Raw genomic sequence first — 19,892 nt, forward strand, 5'->3', positions numbered from 1 at the left:
GGTGTCCTAAGTTTCGTCTAATATGGATTATGAGTTCGTCCATTATGGATTATACGTACGTCCAAAATGGATTGTATCTCCGTCTATTATGGAATATAGCCTCGTCCAAAATGGAATGCAAATGAATTTTATTCAATGCTCATTTGTAGACATATAAAAAATATCCGGGACTAATGGGACAGATGGGGCATCCATGTCATTACTGGGCTAGACACGTCCCTAGCTTATTTGGAACCTTGGGACGTATGGGACACTGATAACTCTGCATTTAATTATGATAAATTCGCGATTCGCGAATTCCGAATTTATGACATGTTATATTTCATTTTTAGCATCAATCAATATCGTTCGATAACACATCTTTGAAATTGATCTTTTGTGCTTGACATTCTTTGAGGGAATACGAGATACTTTTTCCAAGCTTAAGGAGTAAGCCCGATGTTCCAACAAAATGTAGGCAGTTGGAAGTCAAAGGATTAGGAGAAAAGAATATCAATCAATTGTCCAGGGTGATACTGGATGATGCGTTGAGTTCTGTTCAAGGAAGATACCTCTCGGCATTTGGCTGAGGTGTAAATAACTGAGGAATTTCCTATGACTTTAAAAAAAACATCCCGTTTACATCTATTAAAAGAATTTGAATCTGCGCCACATTCTGCTCTTTTTAATCAACAAACAATCGCTGCGGTATTAAGCTGCTCCACCCAGTTACTTGAACGTAACCGATGGGCGGGTGGTGGTGTTCCTTATTTAAAATAGGTCGCAAGGTTTTATACCGAAAAAGCGATGTGCTGAATTTTCTCCAACAACAAAAAATTTATTACTCAACCAGTGACGAAGGTCAGTTGCAGCTCGTTGAGAACGCATAAATTTAAAATTCGTCAGAATGAATTGGATTCATTCCGATGGTTTGACTGTTGTATGGAGAATAATGTATGTCACAAAATCATGTTATTGAATTAGCCAATGCATCAAAGCAGCGTCCGATTATCTGTGATTATGCAGGAGGTCGCTTTCGCTTAACTGTTGAGGGGTTAACCTTTATCGGTATTGATAAGGATGGCACTCCATTGCCACCTCGATGGATATGCGCGCCATTGTATGTCGTTGCAAAGACTCGGGATGCCCAGAGTGGTGAATGGGGTCGTTTACTGGAATGGCAGGATGATGATGGGGTAAATCATCAGTGGGCAATGCCATTGGCTTTGTTGCAAGGTGATGCCTCTGATGTGAGACGAGAGCTAGCACGATTGGGATTGAGTATTTCACCTAATAGAACTGCTCGCAATTTGTTAGCCTCCTATTTACAAGTCTTTCCAGTAGACGCACGTGCAAGATGTGTTGATAAACTCGGGTGGCATGGGGATGTCTTTGTAACTGCTTCCCAATGTATCGGACAATCAACAGAAAAGATTGTCTTCCAGAATACCAATGCTATTGAACCAGCAGTGTCCATCAAGGGAAGCGTTGAAGAATGGCGCGACTCAATAGGTCGGCTGGCATCAGGCAACTCAAGATTGGTGTTTGCCACATCTGTGGCATTAGCACCTGTACTGGCAAAGATTGTTGGCGAAGACTCAGGCGGTTTTCATTTCAGAGGCGCATCCTCATCAGGTAAAAGCACTGCATTGAGTCTGGCTGCCTCGGTTTGGGGAAACCCACAATCTTATTGTCGTTTATGGCGTAGCACCACCAATGGGCTTGAAGGTTTGGCGTCATTACACAATGATGGATTGCTGATTCTTGATGAACTCAGTCAAATCGATCCCAGGGAAGCAGGGGAGGCAGCTTATTTGCTGGCTAATGGTCAGGGAAAAACACGTGCGTCACGTACTGGCACGGTTAAGCAATCTTCCCGATGGTCCTTATTTTTCTTATCTGCTGGAGAAGAATCTTTGACGGCTCTGATGGCAAAATCAGGACAGCGCATTAACGCAGGTCAGGAAATCAGGCTTGCTGATATTGAGGCGGATGCAGGTTGTCAGATGGGGATCTTTGAAACAATTCATGATCAACTAAGCCCAGCAAGCATGGCATTATCGCTAAAGAAATACAGCAGTCAATATCATGGCGCAATCGGTATGGCGTGGTTGAATCAAGTAGTTGCCAACCGACAAACAATCAGCCGATATATTACCGACACCATTCAAACCTTTGTTGATGCCGTCATTCAACCCGATGTAACAGGGCAGATAATCCGTGTTGCCAGACGCTTTGCATTAGTTGCTGCTGCGGGAGAACTGGCCAGTCAATTTGGTTTGACAGGATGGCAAAAAAGCGAATCTTTCCATGCTGCGAAGCCCTGCTTTATTGCATGGCAGGATGCTTTTGGGATTGATGGCCAGCGCGAAGATCGCGCCATTATGGCGCAAGTACGCGCTTTCTTTGAATCTCATGGTGCCAGCCGATTTGATAATGCCAACTCACCCAACAATGACAAGATTCTCAATCGAGGAGGGTTTTATCATACAGATGGCGAAGGGTTTCGAATCTACATGGTGTTAACCGAGACGTAAAAAAATGAACTGTGCAAAGGCTTTGATCAACGCACCGTGACAAGAGTTTTATTACAAGCTGGCTGGCTTAAACCCGCCTCTGATGGCAAAGCCTCACACAAGCCAAGAATCAAAGGGGTTGGCACACCAAGGTTGTATGTTTTTACCGGTAAAATTTGGGGAGGTGAATAAGAATTGACTATAAAATTTGTTTTTACGTTGAGCACCGAAGGTGCGAATAAGATTAGTCAAGTATGGTAACCAGCTCGCTGGTTAGCTAACTTCACCTATCTTGCCCTGTATTTTGAAATTTATTTTAAGCCTCTCTTTGAGGGCTTTTTGGAACATAGTCGTTTATAAATAAAAATAATCAAAAATAAACGGGAATAAACGAAAAAATTCCAAAAGTTACCAAAAAGGGCTTTGCTAGGTATCTAAAAGTTCAAAAATAAATGGAAATAAACAATAAACCTCAAAGGATTGAATAACCATTTTTACGGAGAATCGATAATGAAAAAATCCTTAATAGAAACAGTCATAACTAGGGAACAGAGCCCTAAAAGAACCAAAAGCAAAGTGGAATTTCTAGCCTTACGAGAAGAAATCTCCGAAGCGTTGGAAAAGGGTTGGTCGCTTACTGCCATATGGGAAACTTTGCACGATGAAGGAGGCTTCACCGCCACCTATAACACATTCCGTTTATATGTATTGAAATATCTTAACGGCCAATTGTCTGGTTATAGCCAGAAGGACAGCATTGACCAACGCCATAAAAAACAAGTGAACAAACCCGTATCGAAGAAAAATGCCGATCACATACCATCCTTTACATACAATCCTATCCCTGATCCCGAAAAACTCCTCTGAAAGCCGGGCATATTAAATATTCCCTTAAACTAACCAAGCCAAAACTGTCCCTTATGCCCCAAATTGAATTTTGAGGCGGGGGACGCCTCCAGACCAGCAATGATGCGGTTGCCCCAATAGTCCCATTTGTCCCTGTGGTTTTTGATAACTTTGTAATGGAATTAGTTTTTTTCAACTCTGTGAAACATGGCTTGGTAAGAGAGGTTTTAGAGTGGCCTTATTCAAGCTTCCATCGTTATGTTCGTGAAAGGCGATTACCAAGACATTGGGTAGGCATTTTTGAGGGGAAGTTTTGGGAATAATGAATCCTGGTTGCAAGCAACCAGGCTACGCTTGCTGAAGCCTAACCCATATTAGCTCAGCGGATTAAGAATAATCTTTGCGTCTGTTATCCCTAATATTCCCAACTAAGCATATATATTCCAAGAATAGTGTCATCAGAGTTTGGAGCCGTGCAGCATTTTAAAGTTGCATTACGTTGCTTATCTAATCTAAGAGTCAACTGCTGATTTCTCAAATTCGCTGCTTGAGTTGAATTTTTAACATATTCTGACGAACACATCACTGAGACATAACCAAGTCCACCTCTATATTTGAAATCAAAACAAACTAGTGAATAAGGTTCAGCATCTTTTACTACAAAAGTGATAGTTTGTTCATGGTCTTCGGGTTTAATTATTGTTGTGTAAATGTGATAAGCATTGTGATAAACAAAACGTTTTCCAAAAAAACTACCTTTCTCTTTTTCTTTCTTATAAGCGATAAATGGGGCGCAAAAAAGACCAATTAAAAGGTATATTAGATAAGATCCAATAAAGGTTATTGTACCGATTATTAAGGAATTTAATTCCTCCATCATTGTATCTTCACCAAAAAAATAGCGGTAAAATGAAAGAGTGATGGCGGGTGCAACAAGTGCCAAAATAAGACCTCTATTAAAAACAGGTTCAGTAGCCCACTCAAAAAACACATATTTGGAAAATCTGCATATCCTGAATATTTGCTTCCAAAGCATTTTTTGTCCTTATTCTTTTACTGATTCTGATGATTTAGCAGAGCTTATTGAAATATATTGGATAAGAAACAACAATAAATCCTCATTATAAAAAAAGCATGCAGAATTGGGTTTGTTTAACGACAGGCTAGGCTTCTTTTATATCAAGAATTACACTTGCTAAGCCAGAGCTCCACCATATTCCATCGCCAAACTTATATTTATCAGTGATTTCTTTGAGTTGATCCGTATGTGATTCAAAGATGGTGAACCTGTATTTCTTGGAAATATTGGTTTTTTCATGATCGGTATTGATATTAACAGTTAGTTGGTACTCTCCAGTTCTCCAGATGAAATGTTTATCAAAGAAGCTGTGAAATGGTTGAACAAGATTTTCATCAATTTCGATAAGGTCTTGCGATTCTGAATTAGGGGTACCTTTTTTCGACCGATAGTTGGCAAGCATTCTTGCTTCTAGTCTTCTATATTCTTGCTCATTTTCACGGTTAAAAAAATTGAGTAAATTTATAATATGAGCCCATTCTTCGGAAGGATTTAAAGAGAATGGGGTGAATAGTAATGTATTCTGGCCGTTTTGGTTCTCTAAATAGTTTTGTGCTGGTAAGGTGGCTATCAATTCACTGTATTTTGTTATTGAAGCAGTAATACCTTTGACTCTGACTTTCCGGCCTCCAATATTATTTACTATCAAGTGGATCTGAAGATTAGGATTGCCAACTTTATGTGTGATAGATATCTTTGAGTACATTCCAATATCTAATTTAGCTTTTTTAAACCAAAGGCGAACAGGAGGAAGTTGGGAGAGGATTACTGCAATAGCAGAAACTAATACTGTCCAAAAGGACCAATTAGAGTATAGATGCGTAGTCGCTGCTGCTTCCAATTTGCTCTCCTACAAATATATCCTTAATAATCCGTCTACATTACGTCTACATGACTTTTTCGAACTTTCTGAAAACTACCGTAACTACTTGATTTTATTGGTGGGCCCACTAGGACTTGAACCTAGGACCAACGGATTATGAGTCCGCTGCTCTAACCAACTGAGCTATGGGCCCGGAGAGAGTTGCCATTGTAATGGTTATGTGGGTTTAATACCACAAAATTTTTTAATTTTTTCTAAAAAATTGCTAATTAATTGGGGGGTTATTAGAGAGTTCTATAACTCTTTAATAACCCTATTCTAATGCTAGGTATCATCGCCTTCCAAGAAGCTGCGGAGCTTCTCTGAACGGGATGGGTGGCGTAGCTTGCGTAGTGCTTTTGCTTCAATCTGACGGATACGCTCACGGGTTACATCGAATTGCTTACCGACTTCCTCTAAGGTGTGGTCGGTATTCATTTCGATACCGAAACGCATACGTAGAACTTTTGCTTCGCGTGGAGTCAACGTTTCTAAGATCTCTAGAGTTGCTTCACGTAGGCCTTCAGCAGTTGCTCGCTCAATTGGTGATTCGATATTAGTATCTTCGATAAATTCACCTAAATGTGAATCGTCGTCATCACCAACTGGTGTTTCCATGGAAATTGGCTCTTTAGCAATCTTTAGAACTTTGCGAATCTTGTCTTCGCTTAGGTCCATTTTTGCTGCTAATTCTTCAGGAGTCGCTTCACGACCTGTTTCTTGCATGATTTGACGTGAAATACGATTGAGCTTGTTAATGGTCTCAATCATATGGACCGGAATACGAATGGTACGTGCCTGATCCGCAATCGAACGGGTAATGGCCTGACGAATCCACCAGGTCGCATAGGTTGAGAACTTATAGCCGCGTCGATATTCGAATTTATCCACAGCTTTCATCAGACCAATGTTACCTTCCTGAATTAAATCAAGGAATTGTAAACCGCGGTTGGTATATTTTTTCGCAATTGAAATAACCAAACGTAAGTTAGCTTCAACCATTTCTTTCTTGGCACGTCTGGCTTTTGCTTCACCAATAGACATTTTACGGTTGATGTCTTTAATTTCACTAATGATTAAGCCAAACTCTTCTTCAAAGCTAGCTAACTTGCTTTGTAAGCGTAAGATTTCTTCACGGTATTCTTCGATACGCGCCATATCCAATTTTTTGGTATGCTTGCTAATTATTGTTTCCAACCAGGTTAAGTCAGTTTCTTGACCTGGGAAGGTATCAATAAAGAGTTTGCGAGGAATACGTGCTTTTTCGATACAAAGACGCATAATCGAACGTTCAAATTCACGGATATGGTTTCTAAGCTGACGGAAATGGCGCGTTAATTTGTCAACCTGTCTCGAAGTCAATTTTAACTTCAAGAACGATTCCGACATGGCTTCTAATTGCGTCAAGGTTTTAGGAGCGGTGCGGCCGTGTTTCTTTAATGCTTCCATGGCATTGGCATAGCACTCACGCAATTCATCAAAATAAATTTTTGCTTGCTCAGGGTTAGGGCCTTCATCAGCTTCGCCAAGTCCACCTTCACCTTCTTCACCTTCCTCTTCTTCGAGGGCATCAAGGATGAGTTCATCTTGTTGTGACTCATCAAGCATAGAACCGATACTGGAAGCAGGTGCTTCTTCTTCCACATCGGCAAAGCCACTAATGATGTCGCTTAAGCGGATTTCTTCGGTAACTACGCGATCATAATCTTCAAGAACCAGTTGTACTGTTTCTGGATAATGAGCAAGTGATTTAAGAACCTGGTAAATACCCTCTTCGATGCGCTTGGCAATACGAATTTCACCTTCGCGTGTCAGGAGCTCGACTGTACCCATTTCACGCATGTACATCCTCACAGGGTCAGTGGTACGTCCGGTCTCTTTATCAACAGAAGCAAGTACAGCTGCAGCTTCTTCGACGTCATCAGGCGCATCTTCAGTTGTTCCGAGTAGTGCCAGTTCATCTTCACTGGGCGATACTTCGAATACTTTGATGTTCATGCCTTCCAACATGCTAATGATCACATCAAAATGTTCCGTATCGACGATGTTAGGTAACAAATCATTGATTTGTGCATAGGTCAGGTAATTTTGTTCTTTACCCAATCGGATGACTTTTGTGATTTGCGAGTGCTGCTGTTCTTGATCATTCATAGTCGTCATAGGCGTTGGTGAGGTTAAGGGGCCACAAAAAGGTTTTGATTATAAACCTGCATGGGCAAACATGCCAGCATATTTTGCGTTATTTTTTATCATCAATATGATGACGTTGTTTCAACATTTCCTGTAAATTAAGTCTTTCCGTTAAAGTTAAGCCCTCATTTCGCGATTTTGCAATGTATTGGCTAATTTTATTCTCCAAATTTTGTTTTTGCAAAAATAAAATGATATCAACGAATTCTTTCACCAAGGCGGCTTCTGGCACTTGATGCTCCCAACTGGCTAATTTGATTAATGCGTCAAAATAGGACGTATTGCGCCACTGTTCAATTAATGTTGCAGTATTGACTTCTGGTGATTTGGAGACCTGGTGTAATAATTTTTGTAATAAATCCTGGTCTTTGCCGTCAAGTAAATTCGGGTCAATAGCTTCTTTGCTACTGCTATAAATCTCAGGGTGTTGAATGAGTAATGCAATGGCCAGGCGAATGGGGGAGCGTGTAATCGGTTTATTGTTTGTTGATGCTTGCGGTACCGTTTTATCGCTTATCAATTGCGTCAGGCGATGTGTTTCGATGTGGCTAATGCGGGCAAGCTCATCTAATAAAAGCTGCTTATAAGGCCCTTCTGGCATTTTGAGCAAATGAGGCTTTGTAACATTAATTAATTGGCTTTTACCTGCTACAGAAGACAGGTCAATAGTACGGCTAAGCGTTTCAAAGAAAAATTGATTTAAAGGTTTGGCTTGTTTTAAGCGTTCTAAAAATTTTGCATTGCCTTCTTCTCGAACAAGACTGTCTGGATCATGACCTTCTGGAAGAAAAATAAAGCTGGCGCTAAGTCCTGCATTTAATTGAGGTAGACAACTTTCTAACGCACGCCAGGCGGCTTGTCGTCCGGCGGTATCGCCATCAAAGCAAAATATCAACTGTTGGGTATATTTAGCCAATAGTTGAATGTGATAAACACTGGTTGCAGTTCCCAAAGTGGCTACAGCATTGTTAATTCCATGCTGTGCAAGAGCAATGACGTCCAAATACCCTTCAACAATAATAATATTTTCGACGTTTTTTTCGGTTTGCAGAACTTGATGCAAGCCATAGAGTTCACGGCTTTTTTGAAAAATGACAGTTTCTGGAGAATTGAGATATTTGGGCTTTTGTTGTGCATCAATCACTCTCCCGCCAAAACCGATAATGCGTCCGTGTCGGTCATGAATAGGAAACATCACTCGATGTCGATAGCGATCATAGGTTTTGCCATCATCTTTTTGAATGAGCATACCGGTGGTAATCAGCTCAGCGCGATAACTTTTAAATTGTCTTTCAAGATTTTGCCAATCAGGTGGGGCATAGCCAAGTTGATAGCGCTTGGCGATTTCACCGGTAAGTCCTCGCTGACGTAAATAATCGATAGCTTGTTGGCCTTTGGTTTTTAAGGTTTGCTGATAAAATTGATTCACTTGCCCTAAAAGTTGATACAAACTTAATGATTGCTGGTTTTTTTCTGCTCGCCCATCGCGAGGCACTTGCAAGCCAAGTCGAGATGCCAAAGTTTCTATAGCATCAATGAAACCTTGATTAAGATAGTTCATGACGAAACTAATGACGTTACCGCTCGCTCCACAGCCAAAGCAGTGGTAAAACTGCTTTTTAGCGACAACATTAAAAGAGGGAGTTTTTTCACTATGAAAAGGGCAACAGGCTACAAAAGCTCGACCAGCTTTCTTTAAAGGGACGTAGCTATCAATGAGTTCAACAATATCGGTACGAGTAAGAAGTTCGTCGATGAATGGCTGCGGGATTAAGCCAGACATGATAAAGAATTAACTCAGTTTGGCCTTGATTAGCACACTAACTTTTGTCATATCAGCTCGACCTTGAAGCTCAGGCTTCAAAAGCGCCATTACCTTACCCATATCACTCATTTTTTCCGCACCAACTTCAGCAATTGCTTTTGCAATAAGTGCTTCAACGTCGGCATCGGAGAGTGGGGCAGGCAAATAATGACCAATAATATCCAGCTCAAACTGTTCTTGTTCGACTAAATCGTTACGACCAGCAGCTTGAAATTGAGCAATAGATTCTTTGCGTTGTTTGGCAAGTTTATCAAGAATAACTAGCATACGAGCTTCATCGACTTCGATGCGCTCATCGACTTCGACTTGTTTGACTGCAGCAGTAATAAGACGAAGCGTGTCCAGTTTTTGCTTGTCTCTGGCACGCATTGCATCTTTAACATCATTACTGAGACGGTCTTTAATAGTCATGATTACTTGCGTCTGTGTTTTGCAATACGACGAGCTGACATGGAAACATCACGAGAAATTTTCTTAAGGTGACGTTTAACAGCTGCAGCTTGCTTGCGTTTACGCTCAGCAGTTGGCTTCTCATAAAATTCGCGACGGCGTAATTCAGTTAAAATTCCTGCTTTTTCACAAGAACGCTTAAAGCGACGGAGTGCATATTCAGGATTTTCGCCTTCTTTCACACGAACTGTAGGCATTAATTCATTTCCTCTAATTAATTTAACATAATAGGCTGGCAATTCTAGTGCCAGTTAATGCAATCGTCAAGTTTTATTATGCCAGGAATTTTTTATTTCATTTAATTGGTAAATGAGGGTGCCATAATAAAATAGTGAAGTCTTTCTTGGTGTTCAAGACGGTCTTTCGTATAATGATCGTTTATTTTTTAATCATAGTGGCAGAGGCGTGATGCGAGTATTGGGCATTGAATCATCATGTGATGAAACCGGGGTTGCGATTTACGATTCTGATAAAGGGTTGATGGCTCATGCTCTACACTCTCAACTGGAAACTCATCAACGTTATGGTGGAGTGGTGCCGGAGTTGGCTTCACGCGATCATGTTAAATACATCGTTCCCCTGGTTGAGCAAGCGTTAAATCAGGCAGCTATTAAAATCAATGAGCTTGATGCTATTGCCTACACCGCGGGACCAGGTCTTATCGGTGCATTGCTTACAGGTGCCTGTTTTGCCAAAAGTTTGGCTTTCAGTCTCGGTAGACCGGCATTGGCAATTCATCATCTAGAAGCGCACTTATTGGCAGCAAAACTTGATTCACCCGGTCTTGAGTTTCCATTCCTGGCACTTTTGGTCTCGGGTGGTCATACACAACTTATCGAAGCGCGTGCCTTAGGGGAATACCATATTATTGGTGAAACCCTGGATGATGCGGTAGGTGAGGCATTCGACAAAACAGCAAAATTGATGGGATTACCTTATCCAGGTGGTGCGATTTTGGCAGGACTTGCTGACAGTGCTTCAACGACTAATAGCAATACACTGTCAGCATTCCCACGCCCGATGACAGATAGGCCTGGTTTGGATTTTAGTTTTAGTGGCTTAAAAACGCATGCATTAACAACCTGGCACGCCAGTGATAAAGATGAAAATGCCAGAATGGCTATTGCAAAAGCATTTCAGGATGCAGTCGTCGAAACGTTAATTATTAAATGTAGACGTGCGGTCAAAAAAACGTCGAGTCACCGACTTGTTGTTGCTGGTGGGGTTGGGGCTAATAAAGCACTAAGAGCTGCATTAACCAAACTTATGGGTGAGATGGATGGTGAGATTTATTTTCCTCGACCGGAATATTGTACTGATAATGGTGCTATGGTGGCTTATGCTGGTTGTCTGCGGTTGTTGCGTGGGGAAAAAGATGGTGATTTTTCTGTCGACGTAAAAGCACGCTGGCCATTGACTGAACAATCTTCTACTTAGTGCACAAAGTAGAAGATTGTTCGCTTCAATTACGAGGATTTTTCCGGATTTTCTGTGGGCTCAGATTCTGGACGCTCTTGAGCGACAGGAGTTGGCGTTGGATTTTCTTCACTGCCAAGTTTCACAGGGGTTTCTGTCTGTTCAAGTTCTTCTTGCTCTTCTTCCAAAACAGCATTAATTTCTTCACGTAAGGATGAACGCTTAAATTCAATCTTGGATTCTTTGCCGTCAATCAAACGAGTGATGTTTTCCCGATGTTGATAAATGACGAACAACATAATAAAGAATAGGGGAGGAAACAGTAGTAAACCATTAGGAATAAAGAGCGCATACCATGGTGCCAAGCTTATCGAAACCATGGATGCAAGGGAGGAGTAGCGGCTAAAGTTAGCCACTAAAAGCCAGGTTGCTATCACGACAACACCCAGCATAAAGTGCAAACCTAACAAAACACCAATCGCTGTAGCCACCCCTTTTCCACCGCGAAAACCAAAAAAAACGGGATACATATGTCCCATAACCGCAGCCCAACAAGTAAAGCTAACAGCAACAGGGCCTGCACCGAGCAATTGAGCAAAAAGGACAGGTAAAAGACCTTTTAAAACATCTGCGATGAGCACCATAGCAGCATATTTTTTACCAGAAATTCTCAATACATTCGTGGCCCCTGGATTTTGTGAGCCGGTCATGCGAGGGTCAGGTAGAGAAAAAACCTGTGAAACAATTACTGCTGAGCACACAGAGCCCGCTAAATAACCCACTACGACAACAAATAGAAACAACAGGGCAGATAACATCACGCCTCCCGGACAGTGGAAAAGCTTCATTATTCATGAAAGCGGAATCATTGTGAAGACATGTAGAGTATAGACTGATCTCAGGCAAAGAAATTTCGAATAATTGTGAATATTTCGCAACGATTAAAGAAAAATTTTATTAGGGTAAAAATAGCGTTTGTAAATTGTTAGTGTAACGCCGACCGAGTTCAGTAATTTGCCAAAATGTTTCGTCTAAATGTATTAATTGTTTCTCTGCTGCAAGAGTTAGAAGAGGTTTTAAATGAGTGAATTCCAAGCCTGTTCTTTCGTTAAATAATGAGTAAGGAATGGGTTGTTGCAGACGAGTGGCATTGAGCATAAACTCAAACATGATTGAATTAGGTTCAACACTTTCCTTAGCTGCAAGAAAAGGTTTATTAGAATCCAGATATTCGCTGGGTTGTCGGTGTTTGCGAGTTCGAAAAATCTCGCCGTCTGTCGCGGTTAATTTTCCGTGAGCACCAGCGCCGATGCCATAATAATCACCAAAAAGCCAATAATTTAGGTTATGGCGAGCTTGCTTGTTCCCTTGGCAAAAGGCTGAAATTTCGTAACGGGTTAACCCTTTTTCGGCTAAAAATTCGAGTCCACGGTCTTCTAATTCACAAGTCTCATCTTCATTGGGCAAAACAGGACGTTTTTTATAGAACACTGTATTTGGTTCAATAGTTAATTGATACCATGACAAGTGTTCGGGTTGATGCGTTAGCGCATGCCTCAGATCCTCTAATCCCTGCTCGACAGATTGACCCGGTAAGCCATGCATGAGATCAATATTAATGTTATCAAACCCTGCTTTACGGGCAGACTCGATTGCCGTATGGGCTTGCAGGTGATCATGGATGCGTCCTAAATTTTTAAGCTGTTGCGGATTAAAGCTTTGTATCCCTAGGGAAAGCCTATTAATACCTAGTCGGCGATAATCATTAAAACGCTGTTGCTCTACAGTGCCCGGGTTTGCTTCAAGGGTAATTTCTAGCCCTTTTGCAAAAGGAACCATCTGACTTAAATGGTTAAATAAGGTGTCGTAAGCACGTGCGGAAAATAAACTCGGTGTTCCTCCACCAATGAAAATACTGTGAATTTCGCGCACAGGAAAAAAGGCCAAATCTGCTTTTAAATCATCAACCAAGGCCTGAACATAAGTCTCTTCAGGGAGATTGTCGGGGCTTTTGTGAGAATTAAAATCACAATAGGGGCATTTGCGAACACACCAAGGGATGTGAATGTACAAAGAGGTTGGTATCATCGTTTACTATAGGGCTGGCTTGTTTAAGCCTGTAATAGTATCATGACAATATTTTTTACAAAACAGTCAGAGCTTGATTTTAGCTCCAGGCATTTGGTTTACTGAGTAATTTGAGAAAGGTAACTTTGAAGATGCGCGAAAAACCAGTTTGTTCGAAACGCTCTGTGGTTGCTAAATCCAATTTGTTCACGATTGAACAAATGCATCTGCATTTTTCGAATGGCGCGAAACGAATTTATGAACGGATTCGCAGTCATGGCCATGGCGCTGTGCTAATAGCAGCGGTTACCGCGAGTGAATCTTTTCTTTTGGTGCGTGAATATGCCGCTGGAACAGACGCTTATGAATTAGCCTTTCCGAAAGGAATTACTAATCAGGGAGAAACTGCATTGGAGGCCGCAAACCGGGAATTGAGAGAAGAGACGGGGTTTGCCGCCAGGCAACTGAAGGAATTAAAGAGAATGACATTGGCACCCGGTTATTTTGGTGCAGCTTTAGACTTGGTAGTGGCCTATGATTTATATTCTTCTCCTCTTGAAGGGGATGAGCCTGAGCCACTGGAAGTGATTGAGTGGCCATTAGATGCAATTGATGAATTACTAATAAGGCCTGATTTTTCTGAGGCGCGAAGTATTGCTGCGCTTTTTTTAGTCAAACAATGGTGGAACAAGGAAAAGAATAATGAATAAACGAGTACGAGTTGCGGTAACCGGTGCTGCTGGGCAAATTGGTTATGCCTTATTATTTAGAATCGCGTCAGGACAAATGTTTGGTCCTCATACCGATGTTGAATTACATCTTCTTGAATTAGAGCCTGCATTGCCAGCACTTGAAGGTGTGGCAATGGAATTAGAGGACTGCGCTTTCCCCTTATTAAAACGTATTGTTTGTACAGCCGATCTGAAACAGGCAATGGATGGTGTGAATTGGGCTTTATTGGTGGGTTCAGTGCCTCGTAAGCAAGGGATGGAGCGTTCTGATTTGTTGCAAATTAATGGTGGTATTTTCACCAAGCAAGGTCAGGCTATTAATGACTATGCTGCCGAAGACATTCGTGTTTTTGTCGTAGGAAATCCTTGCAATACAAACTGCCTCATCGCGATGAATAATGCTAAAGATATTCCTAATGACAGATTCTATGCCATGACCATGTTAGATGAATTACGTGCACGTACGCAATTGGCTAAAAAAGCGGGCGTGGATATCACTGAAGTTAGTCAAATGACAATTTGGGGTAACCATTCATCAACTCAGTATCCTGATTTCTATAATGCTAAAATTAATGGTTTACCTGCTGCCTCTGTAATTAAAGACGAAAGCTGGCTGAAAGACACGTTTGTATCCACTGTCCAACAACGCGGAGCTGCAATCATTAAGGCACGTGGCGCTTCATCTGCCGCCTCAGCAGCAAACGCAATTATCCAGGGCGTTAATCATTTAACAACGGATACTCAAGCTCATGAATCATTCTCAATGTGCTTAAGCTCGCAGGGAGAATATGGTGTTGATGAAGGATTGATTTTCTCTTTCCCTTGCCGTCGTGTACATGGCGAAATACAAATTGTAGAGGGATTACAATTTAATGATTATGCGAAAGGAAAATTCAATGCGACTCTCGATGAACTTCGTCAAGAGCGTGATACTGTTAAAGAGCTAGGTTTACTCGATTAATACCTGGCAACCACAAATCCGATAATGATTATCGGATTTGTGGTTTTTCCTTATAGGCTTTCAAAATAAATCTGCTTTTCTGCCCTCAACTCGTATTAAAGATATCATATAAAACATCCAGTTCACGTCATATCCTCTTAATCTGTCTTTACCATAATTTAAAAGAATTATGTTATACCTAGACGAGCGTTAATATGTTTGCTTTCCAGTTGATTAAAAATGCGGATGGGAATCATGATATAGAGAACATTAATAATGCGATCGAAGAATATAATTTAGCCTCTTTACAAGGAAGAGCTGAACCTGTCCTGCTTGAACCGATAATTAGCGCTATTGATACTTATATTCAAAAAATACCTCTGACCCTAAGAAATAAAAGTCTGTTCGATAAAGATGTAACTTGGCAGGAGCAATTAAAAGACTATCCACAAGCTGTGGATATTTTAAATATCCAAAAGAAAGCAGTTGCTTTGCTCTTTCTTCCCGAGGGAAAAACAGAGGCGAAAGCTAGATGGTCATTAATAAAAAACTTAATGTCACCAAAGACGAAGGGCAAGCTGATGGATTCAGCGTATTGGCCTGAGTCTCGTTTTCAAGGCAATACCTTCATTTATGAATGGATCAATGAGGTTTCCTTTGATGCAAAGCATAATTTTAGATCCTATCAAGAGTTAACCCACTATAATCACAACTTAAGTGGAATTAGTGCAGTTTATACAACCTACCTTAAGAATCCAGAAAATTATAAATTAAAGGTTAAGGATAAAAAATTTTATTTTAGTAGTCAGCCTATTGACTCAACAAATTCAAGTGGGGCACATGTTAAGGGCGGAGAGGTCATCTTCGTAGTGGGAAAGGATGGTTCGATTTATACCAGTGATCCTAGAGCCCATTTAGGCAGTTCGTTTCATCATTCCTCTTTTCTACAGGGAAAATCAGTTCTTTGTGCGGGTACTCTTAAATTCAAAGAGGGAACATTAACAGAAATTACAACACTGAGTGGCCATTACAAACCAACCATTAAAAATTTACTCCATTTTTTAGCGATACTGAAAGATGAATATCATTTGGACTTAAGTAAAATAAGAGTAAAAACTTATCATGGTGGATTCAGAAATGCAGAAAAATTTTACAAAATGCAGGGAATGTGTCTTCCAGACAATAAAGCTGATTTTATGTTGGAGCAAGCTATGGATGCGATACGGGAGGGTAACAAAAGCGAATTGCATTATTTTCTAGATAAGGCGATTGAATTGGGTTCAGAAGAGGCATTATTTTCTAAAGCAAAATTTATGGCTAAAGAAGAAATGGGGTATGAAGGGAAGAAGGAAAAAGGAATAGAGCTGTTGGAAGACATTATGAAAGCTTCTAAATTTCGTCTCTATGCTCGACAAATTATGTTTGAAGTTGCCCCCGAAAGATTAAAGGTCTTCGACTCTCATCAAACATCACAAAGTGAGAATAAAACATCGAGTACCTCTCAAAAATCAGAGGACGTCACGATTCTTGATACCGCTAAACAATTACAAACAATAATCGAGACTGCTTTTGCTGAATATTATAACTGGATTAAAGAAAAATCTGGCGGGTCAATGTCCGTTGGTTTTTTCCATCGACATGGTAAAGACGGAATAGCAAAGGCGGCTCTTTTGGTTGAGGATAGTCGCAATGTCTCTTTCTCTAAGATTGTATATCGAATTCAAGATTTTTACAGTGACAATTATACCGATGAATCTGGTACTAAATTCAAAAATAAAGCACGTGCAAACAATCATTCGTTTATCTCATTTTTATTAAATGAGATGAAGGGTAAGCCAGCTGTTATTTCAGAACTACAATTATACTCGACGGATAAACATTTATTGCAAGCATTAATTAATTCAGATATTGACTATACGCTGTCTTCATCCAAAGGCATAAGAGAAAAAATTTTTAAAATCTTCTCGACTTTAGAGCGCTCGGAAGAACAGATGCAGGAGAGATTGCAATAGAAAAAATTGCTATTCCTGGAGGCTTCGATAAGCCTAGGCACCCGATGGTTAGAGCCGACTATCAAACAGTCCTCAATAGTCTATTCCGACGGCAAGTGCAACAATAAGCTATAATAGAGATATTAAGACAGTATAAACACTCCCTCCTCAAAGGGGTTTTGTAATCACATTATACCCTCTTAGTTCACTAAAACTCTTAACAGTTAGAGAGGAGAGTAGAATGTTTACATATACTGCTACCGTGTATTTTGGTTCTCATGGATTCAGTCAAAAATCAGGAAATAATTTAGACGGTTTGTTTATTTGGATGCTTAATCAGGGCGATCAACATTTTGGCGCTTTTAGTGGTCAAATCATAAATAATCTTGATAAGGTCATAGAAAAGAAATTTAAGAAAAATGCAATACACTAACTGATAATTTCCTAGCCTTCCTGAATACCAATTTTCTCCCACCTCAAAACTAGCAGTAGAGTTTGACAATCCATGTATGAAAACAGTTACAGGGCCCTTTAAAAAATGGACTGAGAAAAAGCAGACAGTTTAGAAATTGGGACTTCGTCCAAAGTCTGCAATAAAAAATTACCGAATTAATTGTGTATTAATAATCCCTTAAGTTACAAATGTTACTCTTAATGTCAATATATTTAACAAACATGGTGTTTTATGTGGTATCTAAAATTATTGGCACCTTTGCTTGAAAACGTTAAAGCGGAAGATAGACACAAAGCTCAAGAGTTCCTGGTAAAACTGTTCAATACATTGAAATCAGAAATATATTCAAAAGAGCATTCTATCCCAGTTGGAGTGCTTGTGAGTGTTATTGAAAGGACTTATGCTAAATTTGAAAATAAAGGCCCCAGCTCGCTTTCTCTAACTGAGTTTAGCAATTTCTTTTTTTTAAGGACTCTTGTGTATGTTAAAAGTCAAGACGAATATGCAATTTGGAATTCTGATTTGGTTTACATCACTCTACAGCTGAAGCACTACTTGGGTTGGACAAAAGAAATTTCAGATCTAACCACTGAGTTTCAAACGGGTAAAAAAACAATCAAAACAAAAACGCTCTTCTCTAATGAAACAAAAGCAGTCCTCTATTTGCTGAATAAGCTAGAGAGGGAATTACTGCAAGAACCCGATTTTAATTTGAATGATAATTTCTTTCATATGGAGATTATTTTCAGAAAGTATGCTGATAAAGAAGTACTAAAAGCGTTCACGAATGAGTGTTCAGGATTAACACCAGATTCTCCAGAATTTTATGAAATGATTGGATTTTTGAACCTGCCTCGTCTTATCGAGACAATGGAGAGTACCGCTATCCAAATCGAGAGTTTTCAATATGCTGATAAAGCCGAATCATTAAGGGCACTTGCTCGGAATTTGCAGAAAAAGAATGAAGAACTCAAACAGCTATTTGCACAACAACCAATCGATGCAACTCTTATTGTTGAATTAAAAAAGAGCATTAAAGCTACTCTGAAAGAAGTAAGAACGATTTTTGGCAGTGATTTACAGGCAATGCGGATATTTCATAAAAATCTTACTCCCCAGAGTAGTTTATTTTCTGAGCAGGCCGAAGAAATATCCAAGCAACTTGAGCAGGCGTTTTTGCAAGACAAATTTACTTTAGGCTTGCAAAAATTAAAAGAATTTTCTACTACATTATCGCCGATAATGGCCCAGAAGTTTTTAAAATTAGCTAATGAGCAGATGAAAGTTAGGAGAGATAATTTTTATCAGTTAGAAAGAAAGTCCGATGATTATTCATTTGAGCCATTTCTGAAGGAATTAGAAAGTTTATTACTTCAGTATGGCTTTGAAAAGACAATATTATCTTTTCGGGATTTCTTTAAAGAATCACCTTTGTTTGCTCCTCTAGTAACGATAATCAATCAACGTATGGTCGAGATTGAAGGATTAAGCAAAGAGTTAGAACATCTTCAGAAATTTGTTAACGAGGTAACTGATAGTCCTGCTAAAGTTGCTTTTTTGCATCTCCTAAATGCATGCAAATCCGAATTGAAAACAATTTGTTTTGAAGCAAATTTTTCTGCTGCAAAAAGTAAATTTCAGGCGAAGCTAAACGACGGTGTAACCACCATCTTGCTAAAAAATAGTTCTTTAGCCACCATGCGAGAGTTTATGAAAGCATTTGGCGAAGAAACCTCCTACCCTTCACTCAAGCAGGAAATATCTCAAAAACTTAAAGAGTTTAATGAGCATCCTGTTAAATTGCTTTTTGATTATCTCAGACTTTTTATTGCAACAGTCCCAAACCAAGATTGTTTTAATAAGCTTATCGTCAGTCAGCAAGCATATTGGGATATGGATTTTTCCCAATATCCGGGGGAGAACGTGGAAGTTGAATTTGGCAAGCAGCTATGTGAAAAGTTGGATAACGCATTGCTTGATAGCAACTCTTTCGAGTTGTTGGAGCGGGTCACCACATTTTACAGTTCTTCAGAGCTTAAGACTCCAGCCCTGCAATTGCTTGAACCTCTGATTAGTCGTAATCAATTAAGATTGGAAAGATTTAAATCGCATAACCTGACTGATGGCCTTACTAAAATGGAAGAATTTGGGAAATCAATTACCTCGGATAAGAAACAGGGCGTGGAACAGTTAGTAGCTGAGTTACGAGAACAATGGCGGTCACTTTTTGTCGAATTGGAAAAGCCTGTTCCCGAACAGGGTAGGCTAAAAGCAATGGTTGCTAAGTTTAGACAAACCCTTCATTCTAAAGATGAAGAAATGAATACTCATCGTGAGGCCTGGAAGCCCATTGTAGCAAATATTTTCTTGGCTCTTACTGGTATCGGAGCAGTTGCTATTGCTCTTAAGACACTACATAGTGTAGTTACGAAGCCTGAGCTTTCCATTAATTCTTGTTTGTTTTTTGCCAAAACAGCGTCTCAGAATACGATTGAAGCCTTCGACGAGAAAATAAATAAAATCATGGGTGCCTAAAATGGATTGTAT

Annotated in this window: 16 protein-coding genes, 1 tRNA gene and 2 pseudogenes; 10 read left to right on the top strand and 9 right to left on the bottom strand. The window is 40.0% G+C overall.

Annotated elements, in window-relative coordinates; all coding sequences use genetic code 11:
- Window positions 1-594 precede the first annotated feature (594 nt).
- The 4 genes and pseudogenes from LHA_RS02475 (at window position 595) to LHA_RS17220 (ending at window position 3,664) form a co-directional block, all read left to right on the top strand.
- Window positions 595-869: pseudogene (locus LHA_RS02475) on the top strand (DNA-binding protein).
- Between the two features lie 66 nt (window positions 870-935).
- Window positions 936-2,687, top strand: a pseudogene (locus tag LHA_RS02480) (DUF927 domain-containing protein).
- Between the two features lie 318 nt (window positions 2,688-3,005).
- The gene (locus LHA_RS02485) at window positions 3,006-3,362 is read left to right on the top strand and encodes a TraK family protein (protein ID WP_045105134.1); all 357 of its coding nucleotides are present in this window, start codon (window positions 3,006-3,008) and stop codon (window positions 3,360-3,362) included.
- Between the two features lie 155 nt (window positions 3,363-3,517).
- Window positions 3,518-3,664: a hypothetical protein gene (locus LHA_RS17220; protein WP_231861964.1), complete on the top strand. Its 147-nt coding sequence runs from the start codon at window positions 3,518-3,520 to the stop codon at window positions 3,662-3,664.
- 92 nt (window positions 3,665-3,756) lie between these two features.
- Here the strand turns inward: LHA_RS17220 and LHA_RS02490 are convergent, their stop codons facing one another.
- The 7 genes from LHA_RS02490 to rpsU all read right to left on the bottom strand — a co-directional run bounded on the left by LHA_RS02490 (window position 3,757) and on the right by rpsU (window position 9,943).
- Window positions 3,757-4,377 (bottom strand): hypothetical protein, encoded by a 621-nt coding sequence (locus tag LHA_RS02490; protein ID WP_147292385.1) that lies wholly within the window; start codon window positions 4,375-4,377, stop codon window positions 3,757-3,759.
- A gap of 127 nt (window positions 4,378-4,504) precedes the next feature.
- Window positions 4,505-5,260, bottom strand: coding sequence for a hypothetical protein (locus tag LHA_RS02495; protein ID WP_045105136.1), 756 nt, complete (start codon window positions 5,258-5,260; stop codon window positions 4,505-4,507).
- 98 nt (window positions 5,261-5,358) lie between these two features.
- Window positions 5,359-5,435: transfer RNA gene (locus LHA_RS02500), tRNA-Ile, on the bottom strand.
- 131 nt (window positions 5,436-5,566) lie between these two features.
- The gene (gene rpoD, locus LHA_RS02505; RefSeq protein WP_045105137.1) at window positions 5,567-7,432 is read right to left on the bottom strand and encodes an RNA polymerase sigma factor RpoD; all 1,866 of its coding nucleotides are present in this window, start codon (window positions 7,430-7,432) and stop codon (window positions 5,567-5,569) included.
- An 88-nt stretch (window positions 7,433-7,520) separates the two neighbouring features.
- A complete protein-coding gene (dnaG, locus tag LHA_RS02510; RefSeq protein ID WP_045105138.1) occupies window positions 7,521-9,254 on the bottom strand; it encodes a DNA primase in 1,734 nt (577 codons plus the stop codon).
- A 9-nt stretch (window positions 9,255-9,263) separates the two neighbouring features.
- Window positions 9,264-9,707: a GatB/YqeY domain-containing protein gene (locus tag LHA_RS02515; protein ID WP_045105139.1), complete on the bottom strand. Its 444-nt coding sequence runs from the start codon at window positions 9,705-9,707 to the stop codon at window positions 9,264-9,266.
- A 2-nt stretch (window positions 9,708-9,709) separates the two neighbouring features.
- The gene (gene rpsU, locus LHA_RS02520) at window positions 9,710-9,943 is read right to left on the bottom strand and encodes a 30S ribosomal protein S21 (RefSeq protein ID WP_045107351.1); all 234 of its coding nucleotides are present in this window, start codon (window positions 9,941-9,943) and stop codon (window positions 9,710-9,712) included.
- Between the two features lie 211 nt (window positions 9,944-10,154).
- Here rpsU and tsaD point away from each other — a divergent pair, with 211 nt between their 5' ends.
- Window positions 10,155-11,183 (top strand): tRNA (adenosine(37)-N6)-threonylcarbamoyltransferase complex transferase subunit TsaD, encoded by a 1,029-nt coding sequence (gene tsaD / locus LHA_RS02525; RefSeq protein WP_045105140.1) that lies wholly within the window; start codon window positions 10,155-10,157, stop codon window positions 11,181-11,183.
- Window positions 11,184-11,212: 29 nt separating this feature from the next.
- On the opposite strand, the gene plsY is transcribed toward tsaD, so the two are convergent.
- Window positions 11,213-11,980 carry a glycerol-3-phosphate 1-O-acyltransferase PlsY gene (gene plsY, locus LHA_RS02530; protein WP_102046627.1) on the bottom strand — a complete coding sequence of 256 codons (768 nt, stop codon included), beginning with the start codon at window positions 11,978-11,980 and terminating at the stop codon, window positions 11,213-11,215.
- 139 nt (window positions 11,981-12,119) lie between these two features.
- Window positions 12,120-13,250 carry a radical SAM family heme chaperone HemW gene (hemW, locus tag LHA_RS02535; RefSeq protein WP_045105141.1) on the bottom strand — a complete coding sequence of 377 codons (1,131 nt, stop codon included), beginning with the start codon at window positions 13,248-13,250 and terminating at the stop codon, window positions 12,120-12,122.
- A 131-nt stretch (window positions 13,251-13,381) separates the two neighbouring features.
- Here hemW and nudE point away from each other — a divergent pair, with 131 nt between their 5' ends.
- The 5 genes from nudE (at window position 13,382) to LHA_RS02560 (ending at window position 19,880) form a co-directional block, all read left to right on the top strand.
- The gene (gene nudE, locus LHA_RS02540; protein ID WP_045105142.1) at window positions 13,382-13,939 is read left to right on the top strand and encodes an ADP compounds hydrolase NudE; all 558 of its coding nucleotides are present in this window, start codon (window positions 13,382-13,384) and stop codon (window positions 13,937-13,939) included.
- The gene (locus tag LHA_RS02545; protein ID WP_045105143.1) at window positions 13,932-14,921 is read left to right on the top strand and encodes a malate dehydrogenase; all 990 of its coding nucleotides are present in this window, start codon (window positions 13,932-13,934) and stop codon (window positions 14,919-14,921) included. The genes nudE and LHA_RS02545 overlap by 8 nt, the downstream gene beginning before the upstream one ends.
- A gap of 194 nt (window positions 14,922-15,115) precedes the next feature.
- Window positions 15,116-16,912 (top strand): hypothetical protein, encoded by a 1,797-nt coding sequence (locus LHA_RS02550; protein ID WP_045105144.1) that lies wholly within the window; start codon window positions 15,116-15,118, stop codon window positions 16,910-16,912.
- 220 nt (window positions 16,913-17,132) lie between these two features.
- Entirely contained in the window at window positions 17,133-17,324 is a 192-nt protein-coding gene (locus LHA_RS02555; protein ID WP_045105145.1) for a hypothetical protein, read from the top strand.
- 252 nt (window positions 17,325-17,576) lie between these two features.
- Entirely contained in the window at window positions 17,577-19,880 is a 2,304-nt protein-coding gene (locus LHA_RS02560; protein ID WP_045105146.1) for a hypothetical protein, read from the top strand.
- Window positions 19,881-19,892 lie beyond the last annotated feature (12 nt).

Origin of the sequence: Legionella hackeliae, from assembly GCF_000953655.1 — a bacterium.
Classification (GTDB): domain Bacteria; phylum Pseudomonadota; class Gammaproteobacteria; order Legionellales; family Legionellaceae; genus Tatlockia; species Tatlockia hackeliae.

What these genes read in the sequence shown, in the direction of transcription:
- LHA_RS02485 (WP_045105134.1), top strand. Translation starts at nt 3,006, where the DNA reads ATGAAAAAATCCTTAATAGAAACAGTCATAACTAGGGAACAGAGCCCT.
- LHA_RS17220 (WP_231861964.1), top strand. Translation starts at nt 3,518, where the DNA reads ATGGAATTAGTTTTTTTCAACTCTGTGAAACATGGCTTGGTAAGAGAG.
- LHA_RS02490 (WP_147292385.1), bottom strand. Translation starts at nt 4,377, where the DNA reads ATGCTTTGGAAGCAAATATTCAGGATATGCAGATTTTCCAAATATGTG.
- rpoD (WP_045105137.1), bottom strand. Translation starts at nt 7,432, where the DNA reads ATGAATGATCAAGAACAGCAGCACTCGCAAATCACAAAAGTCATCCGA.
- dnaG (WP_045105138.1), bottom strand. Translation starts at nt 9,254, where the DNA reads ATGTCTGGCTTAATCCCGCAGCCATTCATCGACGAACTTCTTACTCGT.
- LHA_RS02515 (WP_045105139.1), bottom strand. Translation starts at nt 9,707, where the DNA reads ATGACTATTAAAGACCGTCTCAGTAATGATGTTAAAGATGCAATGCGT.
- rpsU (WP_045107351.1), bottom strand. Translation starts at nt 9,943, where the DNA reads ATGCCTACAGTTCGTGTGAAAGAAGGCGAAAATCCTGAATATGCACTC.
- tsaD (WP_045105140.1), top strand. Translation starts at nt 10,155, where the DNA reads ATGCGAGTATTGGGCATTGAATCATCATGTGATGAAACCGGGGTTGCG.
- plsY (WP_102046627.1), bottom strand. Translation starts at nt 11,980, where the DNA reads ATGTTATCTGCCCTGTTGTTTCTATTTGTTGTCGTAGTGGGTTATTTA.
- hemW (WP_045105141.1), bottom strand. Translation starts at nt 13,250, where the DNA reads ATGATACCAACCTCTTTGTACATTCACATCCCTTGGTGTGTTCGCAAA.
- nudE (WP_045105142.1), top strand. Translation starts at nt 13,382, where the DNA reads ATGCGCGAAAAACCAGTTTGTTCGAAACGCTCTGTGGTTGCTAAATCC.
- LHA_RS02545 (WP_045105143.1), top strand. Translation starts at nt 13,932, where the DNA reads ATGAATAAACGAGTACGAGTTGCGGTAACCGGTGCTGCTGGGCAAATT.
- LHA_RS02550 (WP_045105144.1), top strand. Translation starts at nt 15,116, where the DNA reads ATGTTTGCTTTCCAGTTGATTAAAAATGCGGATGGGAATCATGATATA.
- LHA_RS02555 (WP_045105145.1), top strand. Translation starts at nt 17,133, where the DNA reads ATGTTTACATATACTGCTACCGTGTATTTTGGTTCTCATGGATTCAGT.
- LHA_RS02560 (WP_045105146.1), top strand. Translation starts at nt 17,577, where the DNA reads ATGTGGTATCTAAAATTATTGGCACCTTTGCTTGAAAACGTTAAAGCG.